General features: G+C 46.7%; 10 protein-coding genes. 5 read left to right on the top strand and 5 right to left on the bottom strand.

Annotation, left to right across the window (positions count from 1 at the left end; translation table 11 throughout):
* Nucleotides 1-221: 221 nt before the first annotated feature.
* The 3 genes from H9628_RS06080 (at nucleotide 222) to H9628_RS06075 (ending at nucleotide 8,574) form a co-directional block, all read left to right on the top strand.
* Entirely contained in the window at nucleotides 222-7,433 is a 7,212-nt protein-coding gene (locus H9628_RS06080) for a T9SS type B sorting domain-containing protein (RefSeq protein WP_251833230.1), read from the top strand.
* A 353-nt stretch (nucleotides 7,434-7,786) separates the two neighbouring features.
* Nucleotides 7,787-7,945 (top strand): DNA-3-methyladenine glycosylase, encoded by a 159-nt coding sequence (locus H9628_RS11980; RefSeq protein ID WP_394368178.1) that lies wholly within the window; start codon nucleotides 7,787-7,789, stop codon nucleotides 7,943-7,945.
* Nucleotides 7,945-8,574, top strand: a complete 630-nt coding sequence (locus H9628_RS06075) for an alpha/beta fold hydrolase (RefSeq protein ID WP_317172621.1) — start codon at nucleotides 7,945-7,947, stop codon at nucleotides 8,572-8,574. Before H9628_RS11980 ends, H9628_RS06075 begins: the two co-directional genes overlap by 1 nt.
* Nucleotides 8,575-9,000: 426 nt before the next feature.
* Here H9628_RS06075 and H9628_RS06070 read toward each other — a convergent pair whose 3' ends face one another.
* From H9628_RS06070 to H9628_RS06050, 5 genes are all read right to left on the bottom strand, one after another.
* Complete coding sequence (locus H9628_RS06070) at nucleotides 9,001-9,678, bottom strand: hypothetical protein (RefSeq protein WP_251833229.1); 678 nt, start codon at nucleotides 9,676-9,678, stop codon at nucleotides 9,001-9,003.
* A 316-nt stretch (nucleotides 9,679-9,994) separates the two neighbouring features.
* On the bottom strand, nucleotides 9,995-13,174 hold the full coding sequence (carB, locus tag H9628_RS06065) for a carbamoyl-phosphate synthase large subunit (protein ID WP_251833228.1): 3,180 nt from the start codon (nucleotides 13,172-13,174) through the stop codon (nucleotides 9,995-9,997).
* A 34-nt stretch (nucleotides 13,175-13,208) separates the two neighbouring features.
* On the bottom strand, nucleotides 13,209-13,568 hold the full coding sequence (locus H9628_RS06060; RefSeq protein WP_251833227.1) for a four helix bundle protein: 360 nt from the start codon (nucleotides 13,566-13,568) through the stop codon (nucleotides 13,209-13,211).
* On the bottom strand, nucleotides 13,561-14,667 hold the full coding sequence (locus H9628_RS06055) for a carbamoyl phosphate synthase small subunit (RefSeq protein WP_251833226.1): 1,107 nt from the start codon (nucleotides 14,665-14,667) through the stop codon (nucleotides 13,561-13,563). The genes H9628_RS06060 and H9628_RS06055 overlap by 8 nt, the downstream gene beginning before the upstream one ends.
* A 229-nt stretch (nucleotides 14,668-14,896) precedes the next feature.
* Nucleotides 14,897-15,787 (bottom strand): aspartate carbamoyltransferase catalytic subunit, encoded by an 891-nt coding sequence (locus tag H9628_RS06050; RefSeq protein ID WP_251833225.1) that lies wholly within the window; start codon nucleotides 15,785-15,787, stop codon nucleotides 14,897-14,899.
* A 242-nt stretch (nucleotides 15,788-16,029) separates the two neighbouring features.
* On the opposite strand from H9628_RS06050, the gene acs reads away from it, so the two are divergent.
* Both acs and fsa read left to right on the top strand, forming a co-directional pair.
* Nucleotides 16,030-17,937, top strand: a complete 1,908-nt coding sequence (gene acs / locus H9628_RS06045; protein ID WP_251833224.1) for an acetate--CoA ligase — start codon at nucleotides 16,030-16,032, stop codon at nucleotides 17,935-17,937.
* A 74-nt stretch (nucleotides 17,938-18,011) separates the two neighbouring features.
* Nucleotides 18,012-18,665 carry a fructose-6-phosphate aldolase gene (fsa, locus tag H9628_RS06040; RefSeq protein WP_251833223.1) on the top strand — a complete coding sequence of 218 codons (654 nt, stop codon included), beginning with the start codon at nucleotides 18,012-18,014 and terminating at the stop codon, nucleotides 18,663-18,665.
* Nucleotides 18,666-18,668: the final 3 nt, after the last annotated feature.

Here is an 18,668-nt window from a genome sequence, read left to right as displayed (position 1 = left end):
GGCATAAGGGAATTGTTCATTTCATCTGAAGGGAACGTAAAGTTTCAGAAATCTGTATTAAACTCATTTATTTTTTGGGGTATTCCGTTCGGATTCAGATCATTAGAAGACCGTGCGATATGAATTAATTCATACCCTCAGCTTTTCCAAATTTGTATATATTAGCGTCCGATATTTTAAGATTTTTTTAACATTTAATGTTCCATTTGTAAACACCGCTGATGAGGAATTTTTACCTGTTCGTTTCACTTCTCTTATTTCAAATTACTTTTGCTCAAACCATTTCGTCCAACGACCTTCGACAAGGAATTTTCGAAGATTCGAACGGAAAAATAATAAAAGGTACCGCTGCTCAGGAAAAATTCCTGAAAGAAAGGGCTGTAAAGGTTCAGCAGGAACATTCGCATCTGCACAAAGCGACCCAGACGGCGGTGGAAATGTGTACGAACGGCGGTTTCGAACAGACCGAAACCGTGGGCGGCAAGCAGTATATCAAAAATTTCCTCTATAATATCGGTCAACCACCGGGTCCCACGCAATGCAAATCGATATCCAACAGCGCGATAAGTTATATCCCGCAGTACAGTCCGGGAAATACCCAGCTGATGGCAACGTCTGTACCTTCCAATCTTATCGATGAGTTCATGGGCGATATCAAAGCCTTTGACCAGTATGCTTTAAAGATCAATCACACCAATTCGAGCACCTATGGTTCCATTGTACAGGGCAAAAGATTTAAAACCAACAATGAGAACCAGTTAAAGTTTAATTACAAGGCGGTACTGCAGTCTGTATATGACAGTAGCCATACCGATAACCAAGCCTACTTCAAAGCCAGAGTGATAAATAAAGACGGCATTGTGGTGAGCGAATTCTGCCTGGTGGGCGACGAGAAAAACTGTATTTTCACCAAAGTTCCTTCGGGCGGCTACGGCTATGTCACGCTGTACACCGCAAAGTGGCAGTCGGGAATTCTGGATATTTCCTCTATTCCCAACAATGAAGAGTTCACGGTAGAATTTATGGCGTCGAGATGCGGCCTGGGCGGACATTTCGGCTATGCTTATGTGGATGATATCTGCATGCTGCAGTCCACTGAAAGCTTCGTAGGTTCTGTGGAAACCGATCCGCTCTACAAAATCTGCCCGGCTTTGCCACTGCAGGTTTGCGGCAGCTATACCCTTCCGAATTCGGGTGGTGTCGCGGCCAGTTTGAAAACACTTACGCTGAAACTCCTCGATCCGGCCGGAAATGCAATTTACACGACCACCGCACCCACCACACTGGATACGGTGAATAAAAAGTTCTGTTTTACGCTATTGCCGCAGAATTTCCCCAATACCGCGAACGCAAATTACAATGTAAGTGTCACTGCGGATTTCGATGTGGCAGCAACAGGCGGCGGAACGGGCTGTGGAAGCAGCGCGGGCAATACGGCAATATTTGCATCAGCCACCGATTCGGATGCCAATCCGGGTTGGGACATCAGTTTCCTCAACTGTTCCGGTGGCTGCGACATCGCCGTAACCCCCGCGAAACTTTCAAAATGTGACAGTGATCATAACGGCAGCGAAAACTTCAACCTCAGTGACCTGAACGCGCTGATTGTGCCCGCCACCAGCGGTATGACCTTTAGCTATTTTACAGATTACAATGGTGCCTTTAACAATACCGGTGCAATTTCAAATTTTACCAACTACAGTTCTGCTTCTGCGGTACTGTATGCGAGAGTCAGCAAAGATCCCGGCTGTTATAAAATCATTCCGGTAAACCTTGAAGTCAAAAACCCTACCGCGACCATCACCGGAATCCTGAACGTATGTTCCGGAAGTACGGTTCTGAAAGCTTCATCGGGCGCTACATACCTCTGGAGCACCAGTGAAACCACACAGAACATCACCGTTTCAGCTACAGGAATTTATTCAGTTACCGTAACCGACAGTTTTGGCTGCTCTAGCACGGCACAGGTGAGCATTGAGCCGAGCCAGACGGCGGTGAGCCCTACGCTGGAGATTACCCAACCTTCCTGCTTTGTAAGCAGCGGAACCATTAAAGTGACTTCGCCTGCCCTGCATTACAGTTTCGACAACGGGAACACGTGGGTAAACAATCCTGTAAAAACAGGCTTATACCCCGGAACATATAAAGTAATGATCAAGACCGCTACCGGATGTACCTCGTATGCGCAGGAAGCAGTCATCACGCCCGTTCTTACCGCTTACCCTAGCTGCAGCGCAGTGCAGCCTAAATTTTGTGGTGATAAAGGCACGATCACCGTAAGTAACTCTGCGGCATATTACAGTTTCGACAATGGTGTGACCTGGGGAACCAGCTCCACGGCAACCGACTTGGCACCGGGAAATTATTCGGTGCGCACCAAAGATATCTCGGGATGTATTTCAAATGCACAGGTGGTGAATATTACGAGCAATACACTCGGAAATCCGGATTTTACAGTAACTGAACCGGCGTGTTCAGTACCAGGTTCGATTACGATCAATACGCCTGCAGATTTTTACACGTTTGATGCGGGACAAACATGGGTTACCAGCAATACACTTTCGAACCTGATGTCCGGCAACTTCTCGGTGGGCATAAAGAACAGCCTGGGCTGTACTTCTTATTTCTCAAGTATTTATCTAAGGCCGTTTCAAAACACTTCTGCACAGTACAGTGTGATCCAGCCTACCTGCGGTGCCGATGGTACGATCTACATCAGCACCGAAGCTGATATGTACAGTTTCGATAACGGTGCAACCTGGACGACCAGCAATATGAAAGACCTGCCGGCAGGCACCTACCGGATTAAAATTAAAAATGCGGCGGGATGCGTTTCGCAGACCTCGACGGTATATCTTTATGAACCTCAGATCGAGAGTCCATATTATACCGTGGTTCACCCGAGCTGCGGCGTTAGCGGAAGCATCACAATCAATTCAGTTTCAGATTTCTACAGCTATGATGGCGGTGTGACATGGGAAACAGCAAATACCAAAACCCTACCAGTGGGAAGTCACCAAATCATGGTGAAAAACAGCCTTGGCTGTAAATCTTCCGGGACCTGGGTGTATCTGCAGGAAGTAAAACTGCCACAACCCGATGTTACTTTTGTTTCTCCCACATGTACCACCCCAGCAAGCATCACCGTAAATACCCCGGCCGCGTTCTACAGCATCAATGGCGGAACCACATGGTCTGCCTCCAATGTGTTTACAAATCTTACAGGCAGCAGTTATCAGGTAATGATTAAGAATGCACAGAATTGTGTCTCAGATGCTAATTATATTTACTTTTATCAAACCTATCTTCCACAACCTCAATATACAGTGGTGAATCCAAGCTGTGGCAATGTAGGAAGCATCACATTCACTTCTCCGGCGGCGTTTTACAGTATCAACAGTGGAACTACTTGGACCACTAATCCGGTATTCACCGGTCTGGCCCCGAATGTGACTTATTATCTGATGACAAAAAATGCAGCGGGCTGTACTTCTCAGGTCATTTATATCTCGCTTAGCGATACAGCGCTCGCGAGCCCGGATGTTACCGTAATCCAGCCTTCATGTGGAGTTAATGGCAGTATTACTGTTAAGACGCCAGGTACATCGTACAGTTTTGATGGCGGCTACACTTGGAGCACTTCGCCAATCAAAGACAATCTCACTTCCGGTTATTATTATGTGATGATAAAGAGCGGAACCTGCATCTCAAGCAGTACATCAGTCAATATCAAGCAGTTTTACCTGCCAAATCCCACATTTACCCTTGTACAGCCAACCTGTGGCACGGGCGGTACCATCACTTTTACCACGCCTTCCGCACAGTACAGCATCGATGGTGGCCAGACGTGGAGCAGCAATCCTGTCTTCACAAACCTCACTGATGGGTACTACTCACTGGTGATCCAGAATGCCCAGGGATGCAAATCTGTTTCATACGGTGTCTCGGTCAGCCTGCAGAAATACTATCTTCCGAAACCCAATGTAAGTATTGTGCAGCCAACGTGTACCATAAAGGGAAGCATCAAAATCATGACGCCGGCGGCGATGTACAGTTTTGATGGCGGACAGACCTGGGGAACCTCGAATGAGATTAACAGTCTTACCTCCGGTTACTACAGAGTGGTCATAAAGAACGCGCAGGGTTGTACCTCAAATCCGTTCGATATGAGTGTATCGATCACTCAGTTTTTCCTGCCGAATCCATTTGTAAAGACCGTGCAGCCTACGTGCGCAGATTCCGGCAGTATTACTGTCGTGTCCCAGGCCGCGCAATACTCGTTTGACAATGGCACCACCTGGGTTACAAGCCCCGTAATGCTCAATCCTGCACCGGGGTATTATAATATTAAGATTAAAAATTCGGCAGGATGCATCTCCACAGCAACATCAGTTTCAATTAATAAATTTTTCCTTAATCCGCCGAGCGTTACCGCCATACAGCCTACCTGTGCAGTTCCGAAAGGAAGCATTTTCATCAATACCATTGCAGACCAGTACAGTTTCGACAACGGGGCTACCTGGACCACCAATCCGGTGAAAGACAACCTCAGCGCGGGCAGCTATAACGTCCTCGTGAAAAACACTTCGGGCTGTGTCTCACAGAATGCATATGTGTATATCAGTTCGGCACCGAATACGCCTCCAACCCCTCAGTTTACGGTTTCCCAACCGACAGCCTGCGATGCGACCGACGGAAAAATCACCATCAGCGCCACCGGTATCAGCTATACCTTTAACGATGGTGCCAGCTGGACCACCGATCCGGTAAAAAGTAACATCGGTGCGGGCACCTATATCATCCGGATAAGGACGAGCACCTACGGCTGTGAATCCGCACCGGTTGCCGTTACGCTGAATTCGGGGACAACCATCGCCGCACCTGCTGTTACCGTGACAAACCCTACCTGCAGCGTCGCCACAGGAACTGTTACAGTCACCACCGGCGCCGCCACGTACAGCTTTGATGACGGACTCACCTTTGTCTATTCAAATACAAAAAGCGGCCTTGCACCCGGAGTTTATAAAATTAAAATCAAGAACGCCGCCGGATGCCTCTCGGATGTAACTTCGGTAACTGTAAGTCCACAGGCACCACTGCCTGCTCCGGCATTTACGATACAGCAACCCGACTGTGGCAATGCATTAGGCTCGCTGCAGATTACCACACCGGCAGCAGAATACAGTTTTGATAATGGCATCACCTACGGAACTTCGAATACCAAAAGCGGTGTGGCACCCGGAACTTACAGCCTGATGATCAAAGATGCTGCGGGATGTATTTCCGTGGCCGGAATTGCAACTGTGAATACGCAGCCGATTACACCTGCTGCGCCACAGATCGCGGTTTCGGCACCTTCCGGCTGTGCCGTGGCCAACGGTACAGTTTCTGTTATTTCTGCGGCCGCACTCTACAGTTTTGATGATGGAGCTACGTGGGTTTCACAGTCTTCGGTCAACCTTGCGCCGGGTGTTTACAAGGTGCGAATCAAGCTGTCGTCAACGGGATGTTCTTCACCGGCAACACTTGCCACCGTGGCCCCTCCACCCAACGCGCCAACTCTTCCGCTGTTTTCAGTAGTTCAGCCCGTATCGTGTACCAGTCCGTTTGGTACGGTGACCATCACTTCAACAGAAAATCAGTACAGTTTCGACAATGGCGTGACCTATTCCGCTAATCCGGTTTCAGGACCGCTTGCGCCCGGAACCTACAGCCTGAAAGTGAAGAACAGTGCGGGATGCGAATCGGGTGCAGTATCGGTAACGGTGAATGTACCTTCAGACACGCCACCACTGCCAAGCGCAACAGTCCAGCAAATCGACTGTGCAAATCCGTCAGCCACCATCGTAGTCAATCAAAGCGCTGCCCAATACAGTAAAGATGGTGGACTGACCTGGCAATCCGGCAATAACTTCACCGGATTGACACCGAATACGTATCCGATTAAAATTAAGAATACCCTGGGATGCATTTCCGAAACGAGCCTTATTACGGTAACTCCATTCAGCAATCCGACGCCGAAACCTCTTGTCAGTGCAACTCAGAATTTCTGCGTCCAGCAACACGCTACAGTAGGTAATCTCACGGCGAGCGGAACCCAACTGAAATGGTATTCAGCTGCCGTTGGCGGCACAACTCTGCCTGTGACCACTTCCCTTGTAGATGGGGCAACCTATTATGTAACTCAAACGCTGTCATCATGCGAAAGTGAAAGGGCGCCGGTAAAAATCATCATTTACAGTACCCTCGCACCCACAGGGCCAGCCGCGCAGGTCTTCTGTGTGAGTCAGTTGGCAAAACTATCAGACCTGAACGTAACCGGAAGTCTGATAAAATGGTTCAGCAGTCCGACCTCCTCTACGCCGTTGCCTGCCAGTACGCTGCTGCAGGATGGTACAACATACTTTGCCACGCAGACCGAAAAAGGCTGCGAAAGTATAAACCGCCTGGCAGTTAACGTATCGCTTGTGGTCACCAATATTCCGGCAACAGACTACCTGGCCCCTTCCGACTGTGCGGATGAGATCGGGACTAAAAAGACAGATCTGAAACAATATCAGGAGAACTTGGTTCCGAACTCGGCGGCCTATACTTTCACGTATTATGACCGGAATAATGTGCTTATTAACAATCCTGGGCAATACACCCTGTCGGTGGGGCAGAATATCGTGTATGTGGAAATCAAATCGGCTGCCGGATGTGCCGCGCGGGCTAAACTCACGCTTCCGCTGAAAGCTTCGCCCATCGTCAACCTGCCGACAGATGCAGAATACTGCCCGGGCAGTTTTGTGAAGTTAGATCCGGGAAATCAACCTACCGGAACTACGTTTGTCTGGACTTATAATGGCACAGCGCTAAGCAGTCAGCAGACCGTAAACGCAGACCGTACCGGAGTCTATACCCTTACAGTGACTAATGCGGTGGGTTGCAGCACTACAAAATCGGTGAATGTAAAACAGGTCCAACTTCCGGTGATCAGCGACATTAAGATTGAAAACACGACGGTCCATATCATCGTGGCCGGAAACGGAATGTTTGAATACTCTATCGACGGCGTTAGCTGGCAGGCATCAAATACATTCCATAACGTTCCTGCCGGCAATCATACCGCATTTGTAAGAAGTGGCACCCAGCCCTGCGCGACGGCGCAAAAAGCCTTTACCATCTTTATCATCAGTAATGTGTTCACACCGAATGCCGATGGTATTAATGATAACTGGGTCGTTGAAGGCATCGAGAACTATCCGGGAAGCCACGTGCGGGTCATCGACCGTTTCGGCACCGTGGTGCTCGACCAGAAAGTGAACGGCGCATTCTCCTGGAACGGCCGCCACCTCAGCCGCCATCTGCCGACCGGAAATTACTGGTACTATATCGTGGTTTCAGACGGCCGAATCCTGTCGGGTTATGTGATGATAAAAATCCGGAATTAAGGTTTTAATCCTACTCTTCAAGTATTTTAAAAATATAAACAAGACGCTCTTTCCGGAGCGTCTTTTTTTAGGACCAATTTAGACTTGAATAACCGATTACTATTATTTAAAAGGCAGGCGCGGATTCGGTATTCAATTTAAATGGTTTCGTAATTGAACCACGAGTTCTTCTAATAGACCCACATAGAAATTGCACGACTGGCAAAGCATGACCTCAATCGCAACGTACTGGCTTTGAGGTTTTTACAGTGTATAACACCTTTTAATTTCATCTTTAGTATATCTGAAATGACTGATCGAATCCCTGTCTCCTCGTTTCAAAAACATGACGCGGTGCACTCGCTCAACTGTTATTGGGCAAAACCCTGGTACGCAGATTTCGGGATGGGCGTGAATTGCGGGCGCAGATCACTGAAACCGAAACGTATTTCGGTTCCGACGATTTGGCCAGTCATGCCAGCAAACCAGGAAATTCCCAGGTAGCCAGGAATATGGAAGCGGAGAACCTTTAATTTTATTCGAGGGGAATAATGGGCTAATTTCTGATTTTTATAACCAGATTCCTTTTCTCTCAAAGCAATTTCGTGTGATTGCTATGGATACCAGGGCACTGGGGAAAAGTTTAGACTTTGCCAAAAATGACTACGGTTACGAGAAACTTGCTGATGATTTACTGCAAATTGTAGAAGTACTTAAATTGGAAAAAGTAAATATTATTGGTTGGAGTGATGGCGGAATTACGGGTTTGATTTTTAACTCAAAAAATCCTGGACTTGTACATAAACTGGTTACCATTGGGGCAAATACACATCCTGACGGAGTAAATGAAGAATTATTAAAATCGATCAGAAAAAGGCATGATAGTACAACGGATGAAAAAGAAAAAAGAAGACTGAATTTAATGATCAATTATCCAAATATTACATTAGACGATTTAAATAAGATAAAAAATCCCGTATTAGTTATTGCAGGTGATGATGACGAAATAAAATTAGAACATACCGAACAACTTGCTAAAATGATTGAAAATTCAAAATTAGAAATTATTGAAAAAAGCACACATAATGTTCCGTTTGACCAACCTGAAATCTTGAATAATTTACTCGTGAATTTCCTCGAAAATAAAAAAAACCGCAAATAACATTGGTAACTGTTGCACAACCCTAATTTTCCGGCTTAGGTTTGACAACCTTATAAAAAAACAACCTCTTTTATTCTTTGGCTTCGCTCAGAAACCAGATTTAAAGGAGGTTTTTTTTTTAGCGGTGAATGTTTTTCGGATATTCGGGTGGCTTAAATGGTAGCTATTGAAGTCGTTGAAAAGAGGTTCTGCCAAAACCAAAACTTGCCTTTGGGAAGATTCATTTACAATGACAAAAAATTTTTGGCCATCTGGCTCATCTCATGCTAACGCCGCGCTCCGAGCCCGCTGGCTCCGGTGTCTGAGGCTCTCGAAGGCCCCGCTTTAAAGTATCCTCACTGCGGAGCATTACTGAAATTAATCAGGTTCCGGTAGTGGGGTCGATACCATACTTCCCACGCTTATCAGTAATGTAACCGCACGCCTCTACCCCACCACCACTGCGGTTTTTCGGCTCAGCAGTTGGCCCTTGGCATCGTAAAACCGGATCAAAGCAAATTTCAGCATAGCTTCTTCTACATCCGCAAAACACGCATGCTCGGGAACCGAAAACTCCGCACACGGCAACACCACTTCAAATATACTTTCCAGATACTCCAGGGAACCCTCGCCCCCATCCGGATGGATAAACCTCAGCGTCACTAAAGATTTGATGCTGCCTGCTGGAATGTGGTCAAAATAAAGCATCCGCTTCTCAAAATCATAACGGCAATTATTGCCCTCGCGCTGATTCCAGACAAAGCTGGCCAGTTCTGCCCTGCCTTCCATCGCCTGCAGGCCGCACAGCACGCTGCGTTTTCCCTTTTCTGATTGCTTATCATGCTTCATTACCTGATGCAGCATCTTCGCCATTCTCCCGTGAATTTGGTGATCATTCAGATCCTTCACAAAAGGCTGGAGAGCACGCCGCAGTCGTCCGCCAAATTGTGAACACCGCCCAAACTCCGCGGCATTATTTCTTACATTCACATACTTTGCGTCATTCCGGATCTTTTCGCCGTCAAAACCGCCCGGCGTGCGCACAATAATCTTTCCGTTCATTTCGTAGAACGAAAGTCCCTTAAATTTACCCGTAATTTTCAGTATACCTTTAAGTTCCGCCATATTCTTAAATTAAAAGTAAAACTAAGGTACGCATTTGAATAGATATAGTATGGTTATAGTATGCTAAAGTGTAGTATTCCCCTGATAACCTGCATAGAAATCCTTAATAGGAAGCAGCAGGTACGGGGAAAACTGCTGCTGATCTGCTACTGATCTCCCGATTCCGTCGTGTCTGCTTAGCCCGGACCCTTCAGATCTCGAAGGGCCCTTGACTTCGGTGCCTGAGGCCATCGCAGGACTCGAAGGCCTCGAGGCCACCCAACCCAAAAAAAAACGCGCCCTCCCCGGCGCGTCTTCATTTATAAAGAACCAGATTTTACATCTGCTCCATCTTAAAACTCATGCTCTCGATCACTTTTAAAATAGCTTCTACCGTATCCATCGAAGTCAGGCACGGAACACCGTTCTCCACCGACATTCTGCGGATCTGGAAACCGTCTCTTTCCGCCTGTTTTCCTTTCGTGGTCGTGTTTACCACGTACTGCACTTTTCCTTTTTGGATGAGGTCGATAAGGTTAACATCTTCTTCACCGATCTTGTACCCGATTTTCACCGGAATTCCCTGCTCTTCGAAGAATTTTGCCGTTCCTTCCGTAGCCCAGATTCTGAATCCCACTTCGTGGAAACGTCTGGCCATTTCTGAAGCTTCTTCTTTATGCTTGTCAGCCACAGTGAATAGAATGGATCCGTGCGTCGGCATTTTGCGGCCGGCTGCGACGAAACCTTTATACAGTGCTTTTTCGAGCGTCGTATCTTTGCCCATTACCTCGCCGGTCGACTTCATTTCAGGACCGAGGGAAGTATCCACTTTTGTCAGTTTCGAGAAAGAGAACACCGGAACTTTTACGAACACACCTGCCTTCACAGGCGCCAGTCCGTTTTCGTAGCCTAAATCTTTCAGTTTCTGGCCGAGGATAGCTTTCGTAGCAAGATTAGCCATCGGGATTTCCGTGATCTTGGATAGGAAAGGCACGGTTCTCGACGATCTTGGGTTCACTTCGATTACATAAACTTCACCGTCAGAAAGCACATACTGGATGTTCATCAGTCCGATCACATTCAGACCTTTCGCCAGTCTTTGTGTATAATCGACCAAAGTGTCGATTTGCTTTTGCGTAATATTCTGTGGCGGATAAACCGCGATGGAATCTCCGGAGTGAACGCCCGCTCTTTCGATATGTTCCATAATTCCCGGAATCACCACGGTGTGGCCATCAGAAATAGCGTCCACCTCCACTTCTTTTCCGGTTAAGTACCGGTCAATCAGAATCGGATGTTCGGAGTTTTCTTTCACCGCATTCGTCATGTAATGCGCCAAATCTTTCTCGTCGTACACGATTTCCATGGCCCTGCCGCCCAAAACGTAACTCGGACGAACCAAAACGGGATAACCGATTTCCTTTGCAATCACCAATGCTTCTTCCTTGGTGAAACATGTTTTACCTAATGGCTGTGGGATTCCCAATTCCTGCAGGGCGGCTTCAAATTTATTTCGGTTTTCTGCGCGGTCAAGGTCTTCCAGGGAAGTTCCCAGGATCTGAACGCCATGCGCGGCAAGTTTATCTGCCAAATTAATGGCGGTCTGTCCGCCGAATTGCACCACTACACCTTTGGGTTTCTCCAGTTCGATGATGTTCATCACATCTTCTTCCGTCAGCGGTTCAAAATAAAGTTTATCGGAAATGGAGAAATCTGTCGAAACCGTCTCCGGATTATTGTTGATGATAATCGCTTCGTAACCCAATTCTTTAATAGCCCAAACAGAATGCACCGTCGCGTAATCGAACTCCACTCCCTGCCCAATTCGGATAGGTCCGGAACCAAGAACGATGATTTTCTCGCGCTCTGAAGGCACACTTTCGTTTTCCTCTTCGTAAGTTCCGTAGAAATAGGGCGTTTCACTTTCAAATTCCGCGGCACAGGTATCCACCATTTTATACACCGGCATCACGCCGTGTGTTCTTCTGAACTCGAACACCGTTTTCTGGTCAGATTCCCAAAGATGCGCGATATGCAGGTCTGCAAAACCGAGTTTCTTGGCTTGCAGTAATGTTTCTTTATCGAATTTATTTTCGGCAATCACCTTTTCAAAATCAATCAGTTTCTTAATTTTCCAGATGAAGAACTTATCGATTTTGCTCCATTCCACGATCTGCTCCCAATCATAGCCTCTTCTTAAAGCATCGCCGATGATGAAAAGTCTTTCGTCATCACAGACGCGGATTCTTCTTTCAATTTCAGCATCGGTCAGAGCTTCGGCGTCTTTGGTTTTTAAACCGATATGTCTCAAACCGGTTTCAAGCGAACGGATGGCTTTCTGAATGGATTCTTCAAAGTTTCTTCCGATGGCCATCACCTCACCTGTCGCTTTCATTTGAGTCGAAAGCCGGCGGTCAGCAGTTTCAAATTTATCAAATGGGAATCTTGGGAATTTCGTTACGACATAGTCAAGAGCAGGCTCAAAACACGCGTATGTCTTTCCCGTCACCGGGTTCATAATTTCATCTAAAGTCAAACCGACAGCAATCTTCGCCGCGATCTTCGCAATTGGATAACCTGTCGCTTTACTCGCCAAAGCCGATGAGCGCGATACGCGTGGATTCACTTCGATAATGTAATAATCAAAAGAATTCGGATCCAAAGCCAGCTGAACATTACAGCCACCTTCAATGCCAAGTGCACGGATAATTTTTAAGGATGAATTTCTGAGCATCTGGTATTCTCTGTCCGAGAGCGTCTGCGACGGCGCTACTACGATGGAATCTCCGGTATGTACGCCGACAGGATCGATGTTTTCCATATTACAAACTACAATCGCGTTGTCGTTTTTATCCCGCATCACCTCGTACTCGATTTCCTTGAAACCGGCGATGGATTTCTCGATCAGACACTGCGTTACCGGCGAATATTTTAACCCGAAACTGGCAATCTCCTTCAGTTCCTCGTCGTTGTGCGCAATTCCGCCTCCGGTACCGCCCATGGTAAATGCAGGACGAACAATCACCGGATAACCGATGTTATGCGCAAATTCCAGTGCGCCCTGAACGGTGTTTACGATATCTGAATCCGGCACCGGTTCGTTGAGTTCGCGCATCAGTTCACGGAAGAGATCGCGGTCTTCTGCCTGGTTAATCGCAGAAAGTTTCGTTCCGAGAACCTCCACTTTGCATTCTTCCAGAATCCCGGATTTCTCCAGTTCTACTGCCATGTTCAGACCGGTTTGGCCGCCCAGTGTCGGCAGAAGCGCATCCGGCCTTTCCTTTCGGATGATGTGGCTCACAAACTGCAGCGAAATTGGTTCGATATACACCTTATCGGCAATCTCAACATCCGTCATGATCGTCGCCGGGTTGGAGTTGATCAGAATCACCTTATAGCCCTCTTCCCGCAAAGACAGGCACGCCTGCGTGCCCGCATAATCGAATTCAGCCGCCTGCCCGATGATTATTGGCCCGGAGCCGATGACGAGGATTGTTTTTATGTCGTTTCTTTTCATTTTTATAGTAGATTCAAGAATCAGGAACCGAGATTCAAGATTTTTTTACAAGGTTGTTTCTAAAGGAATAAATCATTTTTTGAATTTCAGACACATCGGCAATCAGGTCATTAGCAGAAACATCGTCCAAAAGTTCAAGTTCTTTAGATAAAATTAACTGTGTCTGAAGCTCAAATGCAGATCCCAGTGCGATTGCGAGGAAGTGATTGAATTCTTTTTCGCTGTTCCGGCCAGAACCTTCAGCAATATTTGACGGAATCGAAACTGCGGATCTTTTCATCTGAGAAATCAAACCAAATCTTTCTTCAGATGATATTTTATGAGAAATAAGATAAATTTTCTTTGCAAGAAGAATTGATTTCTGCCAGAAAAGTAATTTTTCAAAATTATGCATAGTCTTGGCTCTCGATTCTTGGCTCTTCGTTCTTAAACCCTTCCATTAAACCAATAAACTCATCAAACAGATAATTCGCATCCTCAGGGCCCGGGCTGGCTTCCGGGTGATACTGAACGGAGAAGCACGGGTGGATTTTATGTTTCAGTCCTTCGTTGGTTCTGTCGTTCAGGGCGATGTGGGTTTCTTCCAGATCGGTGTTTTTGAGGGATTCTTGGTCCACTGCGTAACCGTGATTCTGGGAAGTGATGGCAACTTTATTGGTCTTCAAGTCCAATACGGGATGGTTTCCGCCGCGGTGACCGAATTTAAGTTTGAATGTCTTTGCGCCGCACGCCAAACCGATCAGCTGGTGTCCCAGGCAGATTCCGAAAATCGGCACTTTACCGAGCAGACCGTTGATGAGTTCTGAGGCACCTTTCACATCTTCGGGATCACCGGGACCGTTGGAAAGCATGACACCATCAGGATTTATCAATAAAATTTCTTCGGCAGTGATATTTTGCGACACCACGGTTACGTCGCAGTCGCGTTGGGTAAGTTCGCGCAGGATGCCGAGTTTAGAACCGAAATCGACTAAAACAACTTTTAATCCTCTTCCCGGACTGGCGTACGCAGTTTTTGTAGAAACACTTTCAACCTGATTGGTTGGAAAATCAGTAGTTCTTAAATATTCGATTACTTCGTTTTCATTTGCATCTGCAGGAACAATTTTACCTTTTACAACGCCTTTGCTGCGTAAAACACGGGTCAATCTTCTTGTATCAACTCCTGAAATACCAGACAGTTTTTTCTTCTGGAAAAATTCGTCAAGTGTCAGTTGGTTCCTGAAGTTGGACGGATAATCGCACAGTTCCTTTACGATCAGTCCTTTGATTGCGGGCTCAATACTTTCATAATCATCGCGGTTGATGCCGTAATTTCCGATAAGCGGATACGTCATGCAGACGATCTGTCCACAGTAGGACGGATCAGAAATAAGCTCCTGGTAACCCGTCATTCCGGTATTGAAGACCACTTCCCCGCTGGTTTCAAAGTTAGCGCCGAAACCTTCACCATGGAAAACGTCACCGCTTTCTAATATTAATTTCTTTTTCATTCTTATTTTAGATTTTTAGAGACAAGAATCAAGATGCAAGACTCAGCTCTGGAGATTATACAACGATCACGTGTTATCGATTCTTCGTTTTAGCTCTCGGCCCCTAACTCCTCGCTCTCGACTCTTGGCTCTTGACTCTCGACTCTTGGCTCTTGGCTCTTGGCTCTCGACTCTTGACTCTTGACTCTCGACTCTTGGCTCTTGGCTCTCGGCTCTTGGCTCTCGACTCTTACCCAAACTGAAAACCTTCCGCTTCCAGCGCATCTTTTAAAATTGCCATCCGCGCGAAAACGCCGTTCTGCATTTGCTTGAAAATCCGTGAGCGACCGCATTCCACGAGGCTATTGGCTATTTCAACACCACGGTTGATCGGTGCGGGATGCATGATGATCGCCTTTTCTTTCATCATTTTCTCACGGTCAACCGTCAGACCGAATTTGCGGTGATAACTTTCGAGCGAAATCTTCATCTTTTCGCCGTGCCTTTCATGCTGAATTCTCAGAAGCATCAAAACATCCACTTCTTTCACCAGATCATCGATGGACAGATAGGTTCCGTTGATGATCGTGCCTTCGTCAAACCATTTTTCCGGACCTGAAAAATATACCTTCGCACCCATTTTGCGCAGCGCTACGGCGTTAGAGTTCGCTACTCTGCTGTGCTTCACGTCACCTACAATTCCGATTTTCAAACCTTTAAAGTGACCGAATTCCTGACGTATCGTCATCAGGTCAAGCAGATTCTGTGAAGGATGGTTTCCGGTACCGTCGCCACCATTGATGACGGGTAAACCGATTGATTTCAGTTCTTCGTAAAATTTGTCTTTGGGATGCCTCACCACGGCCAGGTCAATGCCTAAACTTTTTAAAGTCTTCACCGTATCATACAGCGATTCTCCTTTGTTGAGGGAACTGGTAGTGATATCAAACGGCACTACCTGAAGACCCAGTTTGCGCTGGGCAATATCAAAACTGGTTTTTGTGCGCGTGCTGTCTTCGAAGAAAAGATTGGCAACAAACACATCCTGCGTAGCACGCTGGATCTTGCCGTTCGCGAATTCATCAGCTGAATCGAGCAATGAATTGATTTTTTCAATGGATAAGTCGGTGATTCTTAACATAGTTTTTAGATTTTAAATCAAAAAAAAACGAAGCCAAAAAAGCTTCGTTTTAAATAAATATTGTTTTTCCGGCGTCGCTGCCTTTGTGTAGATCGTCTAATGGAAATGTACCTTTCATTAGGCGCAAATGTACGAAATATTTTGTTTCCTGCGAACAGGTGGAACCAATTTCTGCTAAAAACGCTTACAGCGTCATTCTGTATCCTTTTTATTTTTAAATTTAAAGATAAAATTAATGTGGAATGAAAAACTATTATATAGACAGTCTTCCCGACTATTTCAAACAGTATAAAAAATCAATTAAAAACCCCAAAAAGTTCTGGGACAAAATTGCTGACGAAAACTTTGTTTGGTACCAGCGCTGGAGTAAAGTGGTGGAATATGACATGCAGGAGGCGAAAATCAAATGGTTTAAAAACGCCAAACTGAACATCACCAAAAACTGTCTGGACCGCCATCTGTCCCTTCGTGGGGAAAAAACCGCCATCATCTGGGAACCCAACGATCCGGGCGAGGAGGCGCAGCATATCACCTACGCCGATCTGCACGCGCGCGTCTGCAAGATGGCGAACGTGCTGCGTGATTTGGGCGTGAAAAAAGGAGACCGCGTATGCATCTACCTTCCCATGATTCCGGAGCTGGCGGTGACCATGCTGGCGTGCGCGCGGCTGGGAGCTGTACATTCCGTGATATTTGCGGGTTTTTCCGCTGCGGCAGTGACCTCACGGGTTAATGATTGTGAAGCAAAATGGATCGTATGCTCAGACGGAAGTTACCGGGGGAACAAAGCCATAGATTTAAAAGGAATTATCGACGAAGCAGTGGAAAGCTGCCCAAGTGTTGAAAAAATTCTGGTGGTGAAACGCACCAGCGGCGAGGTGACCATGAAGGAAGGACGCGATTTCTGGCTGGAACCGCTGTATGAGAAAGCGCCCTCAGATTTTATTTCGGTAATTATGGATGCCGAGGATCCGCTGTTTATCCTTTACACGTCCGGATCTACAGGCAAGCCGAAAGGTATGCTTCACACCACTGCCGGGTACATGGTCTACACAGCATACACTTTTAAAAATGTTTTTAATTATCAGGAAAACGATATTTACTGGTGTACGGCTGATATTGGCTGGATCACCGGCCACTCATATATCCTATACGGACCGCTCGCAAACGGTGCTACCACAGTGATTTTTGAAGGTGTACCCACTTATCCCGAACCTGACCGATTCTGGGAAGTGATTGAAAAACATAAGATTACACAGTTTTACACCGCGCCCACTGCCATCCGTTCACTCGCGAAAGAATCTTATGAATGGGTTGAGAAACATGATCTGTCGAGCTTGCGTGTCATCGGTTCTGTGGGTGAACCTATTAACGATGAAGCCTGGCACTGGTATAACGATCATGTGGGCAAGAAAAAATGTCCGGTCGTCGATACCTGGTGGCAAACAGAAACCGGCGGCATCATGATTTCACCGATACCGTTTGTAACCCCCACCAAACCCACGTATGCTACACTTCCCCTTCCCGGGATTCAGCCGGTTTTAATGGACGACAAGCGGAACGAGATTACGGGAAATCAGGTTGACGGCAACCTCTGCATCCGTTTTCCCTGGCCCGGAATTGCGCGCACGATCTGGGGCGATCACCAGCGGTACAAAGACACCTACTTTACGGCTTTTCCGGGCAAATATTTCACCGGAGACGGCGCACTTCGGGACGAAGTCGGCTATTACAGGATTACGGGACGTGTAGATGATGTGATTATCGTTTCGGGTCACAATTTGGGTACGGCACCAATCGAAGACAGTGTAAACCAACATCCGGCCGTAGCAGAATCAGCGATTGTAGGTTATCCGCACGACATCAAAGGAAGTGCACTTTATGGTTATGTTATTTTAAAAGATGTCGGTGAAAGCCGCGACCGTGAAAACCTGCGAAAGGAAATTAACCAGGTCATCAGCGACACCGTGGGACCTATCGCCAAACTCGACAAAATACAATTTGTGTCGGCGCTGCCGAAAACACGTTCAGGAAAAATCATGCGTAGAATCCTCAGAAAAATTGCGGAAGGCGATTTCAGCAATTTTGGCGATACCTCTACCCTCCTGAACCCGGAGATCGTGGATGAAATCAAGAATGAAAGGGTTTAATTCGGGCACATTCGGGAGAAAATCACTTTCGGCTTGACGCTTAATATCTTATCTTTGCCCAAACAATTTTTAATATGAAGTTTTTCATCGACACGGCCAATCTCGATCAGATCAGAGAAGCACAGGACCTCGGAATTTTAGACGGCGTAACCACCAATCCATCACTGATGGCCAAAGAAGGCATCAGCGGCAAGGAAGCAATCCTTACACATTATAAAACCATCTGTGAGATTGCAGACGGCGATATTTCAGCGGAAGTTCTTAGTACAACCTACGAAGAAATGATTGCGGAGGGTGATGAACTGGCCGCCATTCACCCAAACATCGTGGTAAAGATCCCGATGATCAAAGACGGCATCAAAGCGCTCAAATATTTTTCAGACAAAGGCATCAAGACCAACTGTACGCTGATTTTCTCTGCCGGACAGGCTTTGCTGGCCGCTAAAGCAGGTGCAACCTACGTTTCACCTTTCCTTGGAAGACTTGATGATATCTCGGTTGACGGCCTGAACCTGATTGAGGAAATCCGGATTATTTTTGATAACTATATGTTCGATACTGAAATCCTCGCCGCCTCTATCCGTTCGCCGATGCACATCATCAACTGTGCAAAAATTGGTGCAGATGTAGTGACTTCACCGCTTGGATCTATTTTAAATTTACTCAAACACCCTTTGACAGACTCCGGTCTGGCGCAGTTTGTAGCTGACGCGAAGAAAATGGGTTAACGA

Origin of the sequence: Kaistella pullorum (genome assembly GCF_014837035.1) — a bacterium.
GTDB classification, from domain to species: domain Bacteria; phylum Bacteroidota; class Bacteroidia; order Flavobacteriales; family Weeksellaceae; genus Kaistella; species Kaistella rhinocerotis.
The sequence above is the reverse complement of the archived record's forward strand: the minus strand, read 5'-3'. Positions and strand labels throughout refer to the sequence as shown.

Bases quoted from the DNA above. Each gene is read 5' to 3' on its own strand.
- H9628_RS06080 (WP_251833230.1), top strand. From the start codon at position 222: ATGAGGAATTTTTACCTGTTCGTTTCACTTCTCTTATTTCAAATTACT.
- H9628_RS06060 (WP_251833227.1), bottom strand. From the start codon at position 13,568: ATGCATAATTTTGAAAAATTACTTTTCTGGCAGAAATCAATTCTTCTT.
- acs (WP_251833224.1), top strand. From the start codon at position 16,030: ATGAAAAACTATTATATAGACAGTCTTCCCGACTATTTCAAACAGTAT.
- H9628_RS06055 (WP_251833226.1), bottom strand. From the start codon at position 14,667: ATGAAAAAGAAATTAATATTAGAAAGCGGTGACGTTTTCCATGGTGAA.
- H9628_RS06050 (WP_251833225.1), bottom strand. From the start codon at position 15,787: ATGTTAAGAATCACCGACTTATCCATTGAAAAAATCAATTCATTGCTC.
- H9628_RS06070 (WP_251833229.1), bottom strand. From the start codon at position 9,678: ATGGCGGAACTTAAAGGTATACTGAAAATTACGGGTAAATTTAAGGGA.
- carB (WP_251833228.1), bottom strand. From the start codon at position 13,174: ATGAAAAGAAACGACATAAAAACAATCCTCGTCATCGGCTCCGGGCCA.
- fsa (WP_251833223.1), top strand. From the start codon at position 18,012: ATGAAGTTTTTCATCGACACGGCCAATCTCGATCAGATCAGAGAAGCA.